The 15,915-nt window shown below is 58.2% G+C and carries 16 protein-coding genes; 6 read left to right on the top strand and 10 right to left on the bottom strand.

Annotated features, from left to right (window positions below):
- Positions 1–44: 44 nt before the first annotated feature.
- Positions 45–818 carry a 2,3-dehydroadipyl-CoA hydratase PaaF gene (gene paaF / locus DJ564_RS22185; protein WP_109633335.1) on the bottom strand — a complete coding sequence of 258 codons (774 nt, stop codon included), beginning with the start codon at positions 816–818 and terminating at the stop codon, positions 45–47.
- A gap of 361 nt (positions 819–1,179) precedes the next feature.
- Here paaF and paaY point away from each other — a divergent pair, with 361 nt between their 5' ends.
- The 3 genes from paaY (at position 1,180) to feaR (ending at position 3,765) form a co-directional block, all read left to right on the top strand.
- The gene (gene paaY, locus DJ564_RS22180) at positions 1,180–1,776 is read left to right on the top strand and encodes a phenylacetic acid degradation protein PaaY (protein WP_109633333.1); all 597 of its coding nucleotides are present in this window, start codon (positions 1,180–1,182) and stop codon (positions 1,774–1,776) included.
- Positions 1,777–1,842: 66 nt separating this feature from the next.
- Positions 1,843–2,766 carry a phenylacetic acid degradation operon negative regulatory protein PaaX gene (gene paaX / locus DJ564_RS22175; protein WP_109633331.1) on the top strand — a complete coding sequence of 308 codons (924 nt, stop codon included), beginning with the start codon at positions 1,843–1,845 and terminating at the stop codon, positions 2,764–2,766.
- Between the two features lie 84 nt (positions 2,767–2,850).
- Positions 2,851–3,765 (top strand): transcriptional regulator FeaR, encoded by a 915-nt coding sequence (gene feaR / locus DJ564_RS22170; protein ID WP_109633330.1) that lies wholly within the window; start codon positions 2,851–2,853, stop codon positions 3,763–3,765.
- Positions 3,766–3,808: 43 nt separating this feature from the next.
- Here feaR and tynA read toward each other — a convergent pair whose 3' ends face one another.
- Both tynA and DJ564_RS22160 read right to left on the bottom strand, forming a co-directional pair.
- Positions 3,809–6,097 (bottom strand): primary-amine oxidase, encoded by a 2,289-nt coding sequence (tynA, locus tag DJ564_RS22165; protein WP_109633328.1) that lies wholly within the window; start codon positions 6,095–6,097, stop codon positions 3,809–3,811.
- Between the two features lie 117 nt (positions 6,098–6,214).
- Positions 6,215–6,775 carry a hypothetical protein gene (locus tag DJ564_RS22160; RefSeq protein WP_109633326.1) on the bottom strand — a complete coding sequence of 187 codons (561 nt, stop codon included), beginning with the start codon at positions 6,773–6,775 and terminating at the stop codon, positions 6,215–6,217.
- Positions 6,776–6,855: 80 nt separating this feature from the next.
- On the opposite strand from DJ564_RS22160, the gene DJ564_RS32090 reads away from it, so the two are divergent.
- Complete coding sequence (locus DJ564_RS32090; RefSeq protein ID WP_162556231.1) at positions 6,856–7,239, top strand: hypothetical protein; 384 nt, start codon at positions 6,856–6,858, stop codon at positions 7,237–7,239.
- On the opposite strand, the gene DJ564_RS22150 is transcribed toward DJ564_RS32090, so the two are convergent.
- The 5 genes from DJ564_RS22150 to DJ564_RS22130 all read right to left on the bottom strand — a co-directional run bounded on the left by DJ564_RS22150 (position 7,187) and on the right by DJ564_RS22130 (position 10,711).
- Complete coding sequence (locus DJ564_RS22150; protein ID WP_109633323.1) at positions 7,187–7,708, bottom strand: cytochrome C; 522 nt, start codon at positions 7,706–7,708, stop codon at positions 7,187–7,189. The two genes, DJ564_RS32090 and DJ564_RS22150, sit on opposite strands and share 53 nt — an antisense overlap.
- 136 nt (positions 7,709–7,844) lie before the next feature.
- Positions 7,845–8,366 (bottom strand): methylamine dehydrogenase light chain, encoded by a 522-nt coding sequence (locus tag DJ564_RS22145; RefSeq protein WP_109633321.1) that lies wholly within the window; start codon positions 8,364–8,366, stop codon positions 7,845–7,847.
- Positions 8,367–8,385: 19 nt separating this feature from the next.
- Entirely contained in the window at positions 8,386–9,006 is a 621-nt protein-coding gene (mauD, locus tag DJ564_RS22140; RefSeq protein ID WP_109633320.1) for a methylamine dehydrogenase accessory protein MauD, read from the bottom strand.
- 3 nt (positions 9,007–9,009) lie between these two features.
- Positions 9,010–9,549: a MauE/DoxX family redox-associated membrane protein gene (locus DJ564_RS22135; protein WP_109633318.1), complete on the bottom strand. Its 540-nt coding sequence runs from the start codon at positions 9,547–9,549 to the stop codon at positions 9,010–9,012.
- A 13-nt stretch (positions 9,550–9,562) separates the two neighbouring features.
- Entirely contained in the window at positions 9,563–10,711 is a 1,149-nt protein-coding gene (locus tag DJ564_RS22130; protein ID WP_109633316.1) for an amine dehydrogenase large subunit, read from the bottom strand.
- 720 nt (positions 10,712–11,431) lie between these two features.
- Between DJ564_RS22130 and DJ564_RS22125 the strand changes: the two genes are divergently transcribed.
- On the top strand, positions 11,432–11,794 hold the full coding sequence (locus tag DJ564_RS22125; protein ID WP_109633314.1) for a DUF6124 family protein: 363 nt from the start codon (positions 11,432–11,434) through the stop codon (positions 11,792–11,794).
- 194 nt (positions 11,795–11,988) lie between these two features.
- Here the strand turns inward: DJ564_RS22125 and DJ564_RS22120 are convergent, their stop codons facing one another.
- The gene (locus DJ564_RS22120; protein WP_109633312.1) at positions 11,989–12,912 is read right to left on the bottom strand and encodes a hypothetical protein; all 924 of its coding nucleotides are present in this window, start codon (positions 12,910–12,912) and stop codon (positions 11,989–11,991) included.
- Between the two features lie 450 nt (positions 12,913–13,362).
- Between DJ564_RS22120 and DJ564_RS22115 the strand changes: the two genes are divergently transcribed.
- Entirely contained in the window at positions 13,363–14,511 is a 1,149-nt protein-coding gene (locus DJ564_RS22115) for a hypothetical protein (protein WP_109636162.1), read from the top strand.
- Between the two features lie 150 nt (positions 14,512–14,661).
- Here DJ564_RS22115 and DJ564_RS32905 read toward each other — a convergent pair whose 3' ends face one another.
- Positions 14,662–15,915, bottom strand: a complete 1,254-nt coding sequence (locus DJ564_RS32905; protein ID WP_371922088.1) for a methyl-accepting chemotaxis protein — start codon at positions 15,913–15,915, stop codon at positions 14,662–14,664.

Genomic DNA, 15,915 nt, shown 5'->3' with positions numbered 1-15,915 from the left:
TGGCGCTCTCTGAGAGGTCGTTCGAATTCAATGGCTATGCCGGGTTATTGCCCGGTGAAGGTCGGCGTGCGCTTTTCCTGAAAGGCTTGAATGCCTTCATCGCGATCGCGCGTCCCGGCCAGCACGGTGAAGGCATGACGCTCGAAACGCAGGCCGCTGGCCAGGTCGGTGTCCATCGCCTTGAGCAGTGATTCCTTGGCCAGGCGCACCGCCAACGGCGCTTTGCCGGCAATGCTGCGGGCGAGGTGCAGGGCGCGTTCGACGGTGAATTCCGGTTGGGTCACTTCGCTGACTAGGCCGGCGCGCTGGGCCTGGCGGGCGTCAATCGGCTCGCCGGTCAGGACCATTTGCATGGCCATGGACTTGCCGACGGCGCGCAGCAAACGTTGGGTGCCACCGGCGCCGGGCATGATCCCGAGGTTGATTTCCGGCTGGCCGAAGCGGGCGTCTTCACCGGCGATGATGATGTCGGCGTGCATCGCCAATTCGCAGCCACCACCGAGGGCGAAGCCGTTGACGGCGGCGATCAGCGGTTTGCTGAAACGGGTGATGGCCTGCCACGACGCCTGGCGCGGGTCGTCGAGAATGCCGACCAGATTGCGCTCGGCCATTTCCTTGATGTCGGCGCCGGCCGCGAAGGCTTTGCGGTTGCCGGTCAAGACTACGACGCGGGTGGCGGAATCGGCTTGCGCGGCGTCCAGTTCATCCGCCAGTTCACCGAGCAATTGGGTGGTCAGGGCGTTCAGCGCTTGCGGGCGCTGCAAGGTAATCAGGCGAACGCCCGGTTCGATGATTTCGACAGCAAGGGTTAGAGGCATGGCGGATGCCCTCACGGTGCACGCTCGGCTGTGATGCCGGCTCATTATTGGATCGGCGCAGTGGGCCGGTTTTGCCCGAGTATACCTACAACGTGATACGCAAATACAATAGTAAAATTGATTTAATGTGTCTTATTTGTGGTTGTTTGGTTTTAAGGCTTTGACCGTGACTGGCCTTGTAAGGCGCTTTTTATGTCGATTTCATTGGGTTCTATGGCGGGTTCTAGTCGTCTGAAAGAGACGCGCTCGGCGGGATTCATAAGTGATACGTTTTTTGTGCTTTGTGCTAACAAAACCGATGTGATACAAAATGACCCTGTATCGGCATCGCTTTGTGAATGCCCTATAGAGGGAAGGTCCCATGACGTGCTACAGCCTCGATGGCTTGACCCCGGTGGTCGATCCCACGGCTTATGTTCATCCGTCCGCCGTGCTGATCGGCGACGTGATCATTGGCCCCCATTGCTACGTCGGCCCGCTGGCGAGTTTGCGCGGGGACTTCGGGCGGATCGTGCTGGAAGAGGGCGCCAACCTGCAGGACACCTGCGTGATGCACGGCTTTCCGGACAGCGACACCGTGGTTGAACGCAACGGCCACATCGGTCACGGCGCGGTGCTGCACGGTTGCCGTGTCGGCGCCGATGCGCTGGTGGGGATGAATGCGGTCGTGATGGACAACGCGCGCATAGGTGCTCGCTCATTCGTTTCGGCGGCCGCGTTCGTCAAAGCCGGATTCGAGTGCCCCGAGCAGTCCCTGGTGATGGGCGCGCCGGCCAGCGTCAAGCGCAGCCTCAATGATGAAGAAGTGTCTTGGAAACAGGCGGGCACTCGCGAATATCAACAACTGGCCAAGCGTTGCCTTGAACAGATGCAGGTCTGCGAACCGCTGAGCGAACCTGAGCCCGGCCGCCCGCGCATCAGCGACAGCGGGTTGCGACCCAAGGGCAGCGCCTCATGAACGCTGATTGGGCTTAACAGGCACGCTTTCGGTATATTCCTTTTCTTTTTTCAACCCGGTACGCCCATGTCGTCCCTGACACCCTTGAACCACTTGATCACCCGATTCCAGGAACAGACGCCGATCCGCGCCAGCTCCCTGATCATCACGTTATATGGCGATGCCATCGAACCCCATGGCGGTACGGTGTGGCTGGGCAGTCTGATTCAGTTGCTCGAGCCCATCGGCATCAACGAACGATTGATCCGTACCTCGATTTTCCGCCTGACCAAAGAAGGCTGGCTGACCGCCGAGAAAGTCGGACGCCGCAGCTATTACAGCCTGACCGGTACCGGTCGCCGGCGGTTCGACAAGGCTTTCAAGCGGGTCTACAGCTCCACCGTGCCGGCTTGGGACGGTTCCTGGAGCCTGGTGATGCTGACGCAACTGACCCAGGACAAGCGCAAACAAGTGCGCGAAGAACTGGAGTGGCAAGGTTTTGGTGCGATCTCGCCGGCGGTGCTGGCCTGCCCACGCAGCGACCGTGCCGACCTCAATGCGACCTTGCTCGACCTCGGCGCCCAGGAAGACACCATCGTCTTCGAGACCACCGCGCAAGACGTACTGGCCTCCAAGGCCCTGCGGTTGCAGGTGCGCGAGAGCTGGAACATCGAAGAACTGGCGACCCATTACAGCGAGTTCATCCAACTGTTCCGACCGCTCTGGCAAACGCTTCGCGAGCAGGAGAACCTGCAGCCGTCCGATTGTTTCCTGGCACGGGTTCTGCTTATTCATGAGTACCGCAAACTGCTGTTGCGCGACCCGCAATTGCCGGACGAGTTGTTGCCCGGCGACTGGGAAGGCCGTGCCGCTCGCCAGTTGTGCCGCAACATTTACCGGTTGATCTACGCCAAGGCCGAGGAATGGCTGAACAGTGCGCTGGAAACCGCCGACGGCCCGTTGCCGGACGTGGGCGAGAGTTTTTATCGACGGTTTGGCGGGCTGAAATAACCCGTCGCGTTCAAGGAGCGTGGCTGTTCAGGAGAACCTGTGGATTGGCGTAGATAATAAAAATAAGCCTGCGTGAGGCCTGACATGATTTCTTCAATTGCACAGCGCCGTGATGGATTTGATCAGTGGATCCATCAGATCAACCAGATCTGCGGCGCCTTCGACGCGCAAACCCTGGGCACCGGGTTCTCCGGGCAAATCCGCGAACACCAGAGCGGCGCCCTCAAGCTCAGTTTTGTCGACGCCTGCCAGGCGCGCCTGTACCGCACGCCGGCGATAGTCGCGGCGGGCGAGGGCGGCAAATTTTTTGCCGTGTTCCAGCTCGACGGCACCGCCGGCATGGCCCAAGGCGACAACAAGGTCCTGCTGTCGGCCGGGGACATCACGCTGATCGACGCCTCGCGCCCCAGTGACTTCACCTACAGTGAAAACTCCCGGCAATTGTCGTTGATCCTGCCGTCGCACCTGGTGGAGCAAACCTTGCGTTTCAATCAGGTCAAGTGCGGGCACCGGATCGCCGCGACGTCGCCGTTGGCGATGCTGTCGCACCGCCTGATCCTCGACGCCACACGCCAGGACAACCTCAGCCTGCAAGAAAGCGAGGCGACCCTGGAGGCGATTGTCAGCCTGCTGCGTCCGGCCATCAGCCAGACCGACGAGTGCAGTGATGTGCATGAGCGAGTCTTCCGCAAAACCCTGGAGTGCATCGACGCGCACATTCGCTCGGAAGAACTCTGCCCTGAATGGCTGGCACGGGAAGTGGGGATGTCGGTGCGCGGCCTCTATCGGATCTTCGCGAAGAAGGGCCTGGTGGTCGCGCGCTACATCAAGAATCGGCGCCTGGATTTGTGTGCCGAATCCCTGCGCCAGTCGGGCACCGAGCAGAAGCTGTCAGTGTTGGGTTATTCGTGGGGCTTTTCCGATTCGAGCCATTTTTCCACGGCGTTCAAGACCCGGTTCGGCATAGCGCCGGGTGAGTACCGCAAAAAACATGCGTGAGCTTCCGTCTGAGCAAGCCCGCTCCCACAGGGGATTTGTGTGTTTATCTCGGGACGTTGAGGTTCAGCGTCGGCGTTTCATCGAAGAAATTCCACGGCTTGAGCAGCACATGCACCCATTCGGTCGGCATGATCGGCCACTCTTCAGCCCGCGCGACATGCGTGGTTCCGGTGGTCAACCACACCACATCGTCAGTGTTTTCAATCGACTGATTATCCTGTGTGAACTGCCCCAGCCCCGAATCCTTGGCCGAGCGGTTCGGGTATTTCCCTTCCGGGTATTTCTCCTGCGGGTTGTAGCGCGTCACCCACAGTTGTTTGTCCATGAAGCTCAGGCGGTGATAAAGCCATTCGTCCTTGCCGAAGTTGGCGCCCTTGGCCATCGGGTGCGTGCCGCCGGCATACGGAATCAGTTGATAGGACACCGGGTTGCCGACTTTGTTTTCCTTGCTGAAGTTGGTCAGCAGGCGCACGGTCGACGGGTCGAATTTCTGCGCGGCCAGTTGTTCCGTGGCGACCACGTTGTGTTCGGTCTGCATGGTGCTGGTGCGCGGCCCGCCCCGGTCGTTCGGGGCCACCACCGGGTTCACTTCCACCAGTGAGTTGTTTTCACCGTCCACGTCCATGTCGAGGCGGAAGTTGTAGATGTGCTGGTGCGTGGTGCCGACGATGTTGTGGTCCAGCAACGTGCCGTAGCGCGTGTCTTCCTTGGCGGTGGCCTCGTGCATGGTCCGGGATTTCACGCCCTTGACTGCTTCGATGCCGGTGGCACCGGCGTCGATGCCGATGGTGCCGTTTTGCTGGAAGACCCAATCGAAGATGTAGTCGTAGTTGCCGACGGTGCTGATCCAGCGCACCACCAGTTCGCGACGCTCGGTGCTGAGATTCGGTTGGCCCATTTCCTGGTGTTTGTATTCCGGGCCGGCGTAGCGTTCGAACACCGCCATGGCGCGGGGGATCGATGTCGGCGTGCCGGTGTAATCGGCGATCGTCGCGTCCAGCAGCACCGCATTGTCCGGCGCGTCTTTGCCGCGCGCGATTGGCGAGGTCAAGGTGCCCATGCCGTAGTCGCCCGAGTCGAGGTAAGCCTTGAAGTACCAGCCGACGTCCGGGTCGCCATACGGCACGATCATCCCGCCGAGCGAGCCTTCGTACATGATTTTGCGTTTCTTGCCCTTGTCGTCGTAGGTCACCGTGGACAGGATCGGCCCGACCCGCGAATCGAGGCGGACATGGAAATCCCAGTTCTGCCAATGAATGCTGTTACCGGTGATGGTGTAGTTTTTGCCCTCCGGCTCAATGATCTCCAGCGGCTTGACCGGCGTTGCATTGCGTCCGCGCCCGTCATACGGCGTGGGTTTCATCGGCACCGGGATCAGCGCTTCGTCCTCGATCTTGATCAGTTTTTTCTGCTCAAGATCGACAATTGCCACCAGCCCCTCGATCGGATGCGCCCAGTAATTGCCGTCGCCGGTATTGAGGTAACTGACGATTTTCAGCAGCCGCTTGTCCTGTGCCAGACCGTCTTTGCCGTCGAAGTAACCGACGGTCAACGGCGTGGCCACGACCTTTTTCACATCACTGATAGCGCGCTTGGCCAGGGCCTGCGCGTATTCGGGGCTCGCTTCAACCGCCGATTGCACGGTGGCGAAGTCGTCCAGCAGCACCATGCCGTGGGCGCCTTCGACGGGGTTCCATGCATTGAGCGTCTTGCTGTCGAGATCGACCAGCGCCTCGATCACCTGCTTGCCGTCGAGCACCACGATGCGGGCCTGGCGCGGCTGGGTGACGTTCTGGCCGGTGTAGACGAAATTCCACACCTGGTCTTTCGGCGGTTCGTTGACCGAAACTTCGGTGAAGCGAAAACCGGGCTTGTAGTGCTCCGATTGCTTGACGATAGCCACCGCCGCCTCGATTTCATTCGCGCTCAACGGGTTGAGCGGGTTGGGGCGGGTCTCGACAACGAAGGTCTTGTCCAGGCCGGACTGGAACACCTGGTTGATGAAGTCCTTGGCCATGAACGCGGTCTTGTCCTTGAACACCACCGGCACCGACAGCTCCATGCGTTTGCCGTTGAGCACGGCGACTTTGCTGCCGGGTTTGACCTTGAGGTAGACACCGTCCTTGGCAATCACGAACAGGTCGGCGTAGTCGTCCCATTTGACCGTGGCACCGAATGCTTCGAGGGTCGATTGCAAGGGCAGCATGTCAGCGGCCTCGCCATGGGCCTGGGCGCTGGTCATCCAGCAGGGCAAACCCAGGGTGCCCAAGGTGATGGCCAGCGCGAGGCGGGCCAGCGGTTTTCTGTTTAGCAGCGTCATGGGTTTGAACATTTACGGGTTCCTGGAGAAAGCAGATGGCTGGCACACCTGCACTGTGCTACAGCCAGCGGATGCCTGCTTTTTGATGTCTGCCAGAACGCTGTGGCTCTGTGCCTGATTCAGCCTTTGTCACCAGACGCAGTAAACCAAAGCCACGGCAGCGGCGATACCAAATGCTCCCAATGCCTTTGCCGGCAAGTATCCGTTCAATCGCTGCAAGGACAAATCCGAAAGCACTGCGTGGTCAGGGCGGTGGGGCATGATTGCCCGGTAGGCATATCGAAAGCCAATCAACAAAAACAGCAAGATCGCGCCCAGGGCCAAGCCGTGAGTGATAGCCGGCTTGATCAAAGGCGCAGGGGTGTCTTCCTCGCAAGCGGGGCTGTCAACTTCCACGATCGTGATTCGCCCGTAATCCGTGGCGGCCCGGTGTTCGCCTTTAAGGATCGACGCCTGTTGTTCCAGATCCAGCGCCTGATATTTCCAGAGCGTTGATGACCCTTCACGACAGTAGGTAAACGCTGCAGGGTTGGAGGCGGCAACAATACACGCGTCATTGATGCCGATTTTTTTCAGGGTATCGGCAGCCGGTCGTGTGAAGTCCAGGTCGAGGACAGGAATAACCCCGGTGGCAGACGTCGCAGTCGAAACCAACAGGCTCCCGGTAGCGCAGAGAACTGAAATTTTCAAGGTTGAATGCCCCTAGTTTTGCACTATTTTTTGTTGTTTGAGCGCGGCTGCAACCTGCCTGCTGAAGTTTAGAATTCTAGTTGAACCTCGATGACCTGCGACCCATCGACCCTCAATATTGGCCGAAAAAAAACCTGACTCCCGGCCATGCGAACGCCTGCGACTGCTTTCAGAGTGCATGGATGACGATTGAGAAATTCAACGAAGACCTGCGCCAGGCCCGCCTGGAACTGACCGCCGCAACGGCTGCGGTCATGGAACGGGTCCGCTCGGGCAAGGCGTTCGGGGATGAATGGGACGCTGCGGTCGCGCGCGTGCGCAAAGCCTTTCAGAAAATGCATTGGGTGCTGGATAGCCCCTTGGCTCACCGGGGAGACAAGAAGTCAGATCCGAAACGGTTCGAGGACCTGGCTAGTTGCTCATGCCGTCCTCAATCGCGATGCCTTGTGCGCGCATGGCCTTGATCAATTCCGCGCGGGTGCCCGGCAGGTTGAGCATGGCTTTCTCGCGCAGATGCGCGACTTCTTCTGCGCTGTACGGTTGGTAATTGGCCGGTGTGCTTTTGCCGGCCAGGCCGTCTTCACGGATCAACCAGTTGAGCAAGTCCGCCAGTTGCGCATTGTTCAGCGCCGACTGCGACATGCCGGGCACCCGCACCAGAAACTCACGACCGCCCGGTACTTTCAGGAAGTTGCCGACAAACCCGGTCATGCGCGGCGTGTCGTTGGCGGCGGAGCCCATGCCATTGCCCAAGTGGCAACCGGCGCATTGCAGCTGGTAGTTGACGCCGACGCTATATCCCGCCTGAGCGATGGGGGTTTGCAGCGCTTCGTTACCCGGTGCATGGCGCTGCGCCGGATCGGGAATGGCTCGGGCATGGGCGAGCGGGGCGCTCAGGGCGCAGACAAGACCGAGGAGTAGCAACTTACGCATGACAATGGCACCTCTACGGTGAAACACACTTTTATGTAGCCGCCGCTCCCACAGGTTTCACCAGGGGCTACACGGGATCGCGTTGTGGCACCAAAAAAAGCCGCCGATTGCCTGGGCAACCGACGGCCAACGCGCGTTAGACGGCGACGCCACGGATGATCGAAACGGTGCAGTGATAGATGTGCGATTTGGCGGCCAGGCACCAGTTCACATCGTTGTTGTTGAACGGGCGGTAAGCCGGTTCTTCACTGTCGTTTCGGGTGCAAGCGCACTGGGCGCAGCTTTGCTTACCGCAGCAATCGTTGTAGGAAATGATGTAATCCTTGCCATCGGCCGGGTTGCGGCAGGTGCCGATCCAGGTCACTTGCGAGGCTTCGGTGCCCGGCGGGCAGGACGTCACCGACCCTCCGCAGCAGCTGCACAGGAAACCGTCGATGGAGCAGTAGCGCCAGTAGTCGCAAGTGTTCGGATCACCCGGATCGCCGGCCTTCGGGTTGTCCGCCGCCAGCGCCTTGCTGGTGCGGTCCAGCGGCAACAGCAGCGGCAGGGCGGCACCGGCGACCATCAAGGAACCCATGCGCGCCAGCAGTTTACGGCGTGAGGTGGTGTCGGCGACTCGACGGGTCGAGCGCTCGAATAACAGATCCAGCAGTTTCATAAAAGTCTCCCTGCCTTAATCAGTGGCTATGGCCGTGGCTGTGGTCGTGTGCCTGCGGCTGGCTGTTGAGGTATTGCTGCAGCGTGGCGCTTTTCAGGTGCTCGACTTCGAACAGGCTGTCCAGGTGCTCACGGGAATTGACCAGGCCTTTGGCGCGCAGGGTGCCGGTTTTGTCGATCAGAGCGGCGTACGGCAGCTTGCCGATCTGGTAGGTCATGCCCACCTCCGGGCCGACCACGTAGGTGGCGTCTTCCAGTTTGTGTTCGCGGATCAGCGCTTGCTGGGCGTCCATGTCGCCGTCGCTGATGAACACCACGTCGAGGCGACCGGCCTGTTCTTTGGCGATGGATTTGATCGCCGGCAACAGCGATTTGCAGATTGGGCAGGTCGGCGAGAGGAAGAACAGCAACTGGTTCTTTTCGCCGGCATAACCGAAGTTCACCGGGCGACCATGACGGTCGGACGCCGTGACTTGCGGCGCGGCCTCATTGACCGCCACGCCCTTGTCGACCATCAGCGCCCCGGCGGGAGCGAGACGGCCGTGCAACACACCAATCTGCCGCACCAGGCCCATCACGACAAAAGTCACGGCCACCAGCAGTACCCAGAGCAGAACGTTGGAAACGATTAAGCCTTCCATTGATCACCTACCAATCAGTTTGAGCAGAAGAGGGGAGTTCGCCAGCAAGCCATCGGCTGCGGCGTAGATCAGCAGCGCAACGCCGCTGGCGGCGACAGTGACGAAGCCGTCGAAAAAACCGAGGTCGCGGGCGACCGGCGAAACGCTGGCCAGCAGCGCCAGGCCCACCAGTGCGCCGTTGCGCAGCAGCAGCATCGGGCGCAGCGGTTGCGCCTGGTCCGGACCGGCACAGCCACAGTCGATGTCGCGACGGCCGCGCCACAGGTTGATGCCAATCGCGGCGGCGTACAGGGCGATCAGGCTGGCGGCTGCCAACGCGGCCCAATACCGGCTGGCTGGCACCAGCAGCGCGAACGCAATCACCAGCTCTATAACCGGGATCACACGGGCGACGGGGCGCACCAGTGCGTCCGGCAGCAATTGGTAGTCTGCCAACTGTTTGGCGAAGCGTGCCGGCGCGCGCACCTTGTGCGTCGCGGCGCTGGCCAGCAACACCGCCGTGGCGAGGGCGCTGGCAATGATGAAGATCGGATCTAAGTGCATGGCCGAACCTCGTTTAGTAGCTCATGACCTGAGTCGCGGTTTTCGCGACTTTGGGCATGCTGCCGGTGAGCGTGTTGGTCTTGAGATCGAAGATCTGCAAACCACCAGTAACGTCGGCTCCCAGCAACAGCGGCTTGTCGTCGCCGGTGGCCTGCATGCTCCACACCGGAACCGGTGCTTCCAGGGTGGCGACTTTCTTGTGGGTCTTGAGGTCATACGCCCAGATCAGCGTGCTCGGGTCTTCCCACTTCATCGGTTCGTGGGCGTCGTGCATCAGCACGTACAAACGATTCAACTTCGGCGCCACGGCCATCAACTGCCAGCCACCCGGCGCCCAGCCGGCTTTCTTTTCCTCGTCGGTGGTCAACGACCACGACGGCAGGATTTTCGGCGCGTCGCCGGCGAAATCCACCGGGCGAACGGTGCCCGTGGTGGTGGTGAAGTAATAGGTATCGCCGACGTTCACTGCGCGCTCGTTGAGCTTCTCCGCGTTCGGGTCGAAGAACGGCGTGCGGCTGCGCGCGGTTTCCTGGCCCTGATCGTTGAGCGTGATCACCTGCAAGCTGCCGTCACCGCACAGCGAGGCGAAGCGGCGGTTGCCGACCGGGTAGTTGAGCACGCAGCCCGGAATCGCCAGTTCAGCGGCCACGGCCTTGGCCTGGGTGTCGACCACGGTCACCGAGGTCGACGGTGTGAAGTTGTAGACGTAGACGAAACGGTCATCGCCGCTGGTCTTCAGGCCGTAGCGCTGGGTCAGGGATTCGGCGCGCTTGGTGGGGATCAACAGTTCCCAGGCTGGCGACAGGGTCGAACTGTCCCACGCGGTCAACACATCGGTGCGCGTGCCACGAGTGCCGCGCGAGTAAAAGATGTCGGCGCTGTAGAGGGTTTTCTGGTCGTGGCTGAGGGTCGACGGCGCGGCAAAACCGGTCGGCACCATGCCGAGCACGCGTTTTTTGTCGGGGTCGACCACGGTGACGCGGCCCATCACAAAACTTTCGAATTCGACGTCGACGATGAACGCACGGTGAGCTTCTGGCGGGAAGGCCAGGACGGTCTGGCCGATGGTGTCAGCCGGCAGGTCCGCACGGGCGCTGTTCAAGCCGAGTACAAGCAGGCTCAGACCTAGCGCTGACTGTACGTTGATCCTGTTGGTTCGCATTAGGGGAACTCCCTGAAGTGTTGTTCACGCAGATCGCGGGTGCTTGGGCAGATTTTTACAATTCGATTCTGCCTCGCCGTGAAAACGGGAGAATTGCTGTGGCTGCCAAGTGTTTGTGTGTCTGTGCCAGTCTTGGGGGATACCGTTCGAAAGTGTCGGAACGCGGTATCTGTGGCGAGGGAGCTTGCTCCCGCTGGGTCGCGAAGCGATCCCCTTTTTACCCAGAAAAGAAGGGGCCTGCTGCGCAGTCCAGCGGGAGCAAGCTCCCTCGCCACAGGTTTGTGGTGCTCAGGTTTTTAGCGTGATCCCAGGAGAGTCATGCAGGATTTTCGAGGGGTAGGGAGAAGGTGAAACCGCGCCGCACATGCGGGATCGGAGTGCTTGTTTAAACGTGTTTAGCGTTACTTCCTGAAAGCTACAACGCCTTGCGCCATTGCCTACGACTACGCCAGAATCCGCCGGCTTGTGCCCTTTGGACGCCCTCGGTAACTTGATCCCCGTCACTGATTCCCAGTGATCGGGTTTAGTAGCCCGAGGTTTGAAGGCTGCACAAGCGTCTGTCAGACAGGTATTCCATGCCTGTACTTGATGGTGGTTGTGCGCAGGGCGCCCTCGGGCGCGCCGGCTTTGCCTTCTTTCCCCGGTCTACTAACCTGCGTACAGCCGCCACCCCTCGTATTAGTAGCGAGGCGTGGCTGCCCGATAAGGAAGAAGGTAAATATGTTCAAAGCAACGCCAAATCCGCCAGACACAGATCCGGCATCCCCCTACGAATCACTCGATTCAAAAAAACTCCACGAAGCCGCCGAACGCGCCCTCGACCACTACCTCAACCCCGCAGCCCTCAAAATCCCGGTCGCCCGCAAACCCAGCACCCTGTTCATGATCGCGCCGGACATCAAAGACGAAGACCTGCTGGCACACACCTGCGAATCACTGGCCTCGGCCAGCGTCATGACCGCCGACTTCGCGGCCTATCTGGAAGGACCGCATCGGCATACGGCGCTGGGCATCCAGCAGATCATCATGCAGGCGGAACTGGCGGTGAACCGGATGATGGATAACGTCGAAGTGCCGAAGTAGTCACCAGAGCACCGCGTCATCGTTCATCGCGAGCAGGCTCACTCCCACATTCGACCGCGTTCGCCTTAACAACTCGGTCAACTGTGGGAGCGGGTTTGCTCGGGAAGGCGACGTATGAGGCGACGCATCGTAGGTGTTTTCGCGATAGGGGATATAAAGCAGGTATTTGTAATCTCCGTGTGTTAATAAAACCACTAATGATCGGGATATACGCTCACTGCAGGACTTAGGAAGTCAATGTGATAACCAGAGGACCCATCACCAATAGCTAAGTGAATCCCGCTGATGCCTTCATTCATTTGTGAGTTGATACTGTAATCAATGTTTGAAGCAATAGACTCGTTGACCCCGATGGCGAACTCCGTCAATTTCAGTCCACGAAAACCGGCTGCAAGATCCAGAAGCTTTATGTGCTCCTCGTTTTTTATTTGAAGTGATGTGATGGTGTTGTCCTCAATAGATAAGAGTGCTCCGTCATTCGATATTCGATCGCTCAGCCATTTAAGTGAGATTTTCAAACCCTCTGGTAGTATCGGGTTAGGCTTTCTAAGTACGGTCAATATGCCCGCAATTTTTAATGTTCCTGTAAAAGAAAACGGACAGGGCTCTTGTGGATTCATGTGTGCATAATGAACTTCAAAAAACTCTGCTACGGACTGAACAAAATCACAAGACACGTCTTCAGCAAGTAGTGCGTAAGGTTCGGCGTGTGGAGAAATTGAGACTTTCGCGTCGGCGTCGTTACCAGATAGGACAAATTTCTCATTTGAATTTAGCATGTTTAACACAGTGCGCTGTGTGTGCAATGCATCTTCAAAATTGCTGCTCAGCAAAAGTTTCAAGCTATAGAGTGCAATAGCTGTGGTGGGCTCGAACACTTGAGTCGCGCAGAAAACACTTTTCTTGCTTTCTGTGTTTTTTGCCAGTTCGAACGTTTTTTTTGCAGCGTCATTGCTAAAAGAAAACACAATACTGTTTTTTGGTAATTTCTGTAGCCCAGAAATATTGGCCGTGTTGAATCCTAGGAACGCACACTCTCTGAGGAAGTCCTCTGAGTCCGCGATGATTGATGGTTTCTCATGGTGGAAGAGTGTCGATGTTATATTTTTTAGTGACATAAAACCCTCCTGATTTTTTAATGCACGGCAAGAAAGCTTGCCGTGCATTATAGCTATTTACTCTTCAGTGTGAGCCCAAGCTAACGGCGCCCACCCGAAATTCTCCGGGCCAGAAGTGATCCGGTTAAGCTTCTCTTTGACGTTTTTTTTATTTTTCATTTGATCATCCTTTTTCATTTTTTTGGTTTTGCTCCCTCAGTTGCTCGGGAGTGGATTAATTAATACAGAGTTTTTTAATGTGATAAATAGTTTGTTTTGGGTTTTTTAGAATAATTTTGGCTATGAAGAATGCGGGGGTGTTCAAGGCGGTTATTTATGTAGGTTCGGTCTGTAGTCTTGTTCTGAAAATCTGAAATATTACTTTTTTTGGTTGTGATTAATGATCTTGTGTCGTTAGGTTTATTTATGGGCGTTTTTAGCTCGATATTTAATTGTAGAGAGGATTATATAGTGCATGCATCAAAGAAATATCTGACGGATATGTCTGTTCATCAAGCCCTATTAATGGTTGATCTAACCGAATCAAACAATCCTGACCACGCCGTCCGGCTCCTGTTAACTGAAATCCTCCAAGGAATTGCCGAAAAAGGTTGGCCTCAGGCTCAACTACAGACGGGGCCGCGGATTGTGTCCGCTGAGGAAAATTACGGATTACTCGGCTATGACCCGGCAGAGGTCACGCTAGGGAGTGAACACACCCGATGGGTCGATGAGTGCTCACTGTTACGTACACAAACCACCAGCCAGATTCCGTCAGCGCTCCAGCGAGCGGCTCAGGTGCGGCAAACTGGGCAAACGATCTTGCTGGCTGCGCCGGGCATTACTTTTCGTCGTGATAGTCGGGATCGTTGGCATTGTGCCGAACCGCATCAAATGGATATCTGGGTGCTGGGTGATCCGGAATTGGCTACACATGAGCATCTGTTGCGTCTGGTCGGGGATATCCTCAAGTCCGCCGTTCCTGAAAAAGCGTGGGTCTACAGCGACAGTCCGCATCACTACACCGAGGGTGGAATTGAAGTGAATGTGTTGAATGACAACGCGCCGGTCGAGGTGCTGGAGTGCGGCCGTATTGCGAAGTCTTTGTTGGAACGCTTGAAGATCGACCCGCTGTGTCACGGAGGACTGGCTCTCGGGATGGGACTGGATCGCCTGACGATGTTGCGCAAAGGCATCCCGGATATTCGCTTGTTACGCGATCAGAACACGCGAGTGCAGGCGCAGATGCATGATCTGAATCCATGGACTGCGGTATCTCGTTTGCCGTCGATTGCTCGTGACATTTCGTTGGCGGTAACACCGGGGCTAAGCGAAGAGGTGTTGACCGAGAGAATGTTGCTGGCTGCGGGTGACAGTTCTAACTGGATCGAGGAGATGCAGGTCAAGGGGCGTTGGGATTACTCGGAGTTACCTTCGCAGGCAATTGAGCGACTCGGGATGCTGCCGGGCCAGGAGAATGTGCTTTTGCGTGTGGTGCTGCGTGATTGTTCACGATCGATCACTACTGCTGAGGCGAACGCCTTGTATGCAGACATTCAGGCGGCGATGCATGAAGGGGCGCCTGGGGCGGGTTATAGGATGGATATGCCAACGGCTTGACGTTGAACTGCCCGAGTAGCCACTAAAGCACCACGTCATCGTTCTTCGCGAGCAGGCTCGCTCCCACAGTTGACCGAGTTGTCCAGGCGGACGCGATTTAATGTGGGAGCGAGCCTGCTCGCGAAACCGGTGTAGCAGGCAACATCACTCTCAGATCCGGAAACTACCAACAAGCTGATTCAACCGATCCGCCTGCCGCTCCAGCTCCGTACACGCCCGCAACGTCGATTGCAAATTCTCCACCCCTTGCTGATTCAAAGTGTTGATCTCGGTGATGTCGACATTCAACGCCTCAACTACCGACGTCTGTTCCTCAGTCGCCGCCGCCACGGATTGGTTGACGTTGTCGATCTCGCCAATGCGCTGGGTCACGCTGCTCAGCCGTTTGCCCGCCAGGTTGGCGATGCTGACACTTTCTTCGCTGTGCTGCTGGCTTTCGGTCATGGTGGTCACCGATTCGCGGGCGCCGATTTGCAGTTCTTCGATCATCTGCTGAATCTCTGCCGCCGAGGTTTGCGTGCGTCCGGCGAGGCTGCGCACTTCATCGGCGACCACGGCAAAACCACGCCCGGCTTCACCTGCGCGAGCGGCTTCGATGGCGGCGTTGAGTGCCAGCAGGTTGGTCTGCTGCGAGATGCCTTTGATTACTTCGAGGATCTGTCCGATGTTCACGGTTTTGCTGTTGAGTACTTCGATGTTGACGCATGAGGTGCTGATTTTGCCGGACAGTTCGTTCATCACCTGGATCGTGCGCTCCACCACCTGACGCCCGTCTTCGGCTTGTTGCCGCGCGGCAGACGCCTGTTGTGACGCGTCGGAGGCATTGTTGGCGATCTCTTGTGCGGCGGCGCCCAGTTGGTTGATCGCGGCGGCCACGCTGTGGGTGCGGGTCGATTGTTCGTCGAAGTTGCTCAGCGACGAGTTCGAGGCCAGCAGCACGCGCTTGGCGCCTTCGTTGACGCCGAGCGCCGCCGAAGACACTTCGCGAATCGAGTGATGGATGCGCTCGACGAAGCGATTGAACGCCGTCGCCAGCTGGCCGATTTCATCCCGCGATTGCACGGCCAGACGCCGGGTCAAATCACCTTCGCCCAGTGAAATATCTTCCATGACCCGCGTCAGCAGTTGCAGCGGCCGGGTGATGCGGAACGCGGTGTACCAGATCAACAGCAAACCGAGCAGCGCCGAGCCACCGCCCAACAACAACTCCAGCGCGGTGCTTTGTAAATCTTGCGCATCGAGCTCTTTTTGCAGCGTGGTGACGGGTGCGAGCAGCACCTCTTGCGGCACGCCCACCAGCACACCCCACGGTGTCGCGCCAGCGATCGGGGCCAGCGGTTCGAGGACGTTGATCTGTTGCTGATCGACGAACACCTTCGGTTGGCCCTGGCGCAAGGTGTCCAT

The organism is Pseudomonas sp. 31-12 (genome assembly GCF_003151075.1).
Lineage (GTDB): Bacteria > Pseudomonadota > Gammaproteobacteria > Pseudomonadales > Pseudomonadaceae > Aquipseudomonas.
Note: the sequence above shows the minus strand (reverse complement) of the source record. Positions and strands in the feature narration are given on the sequence as shown.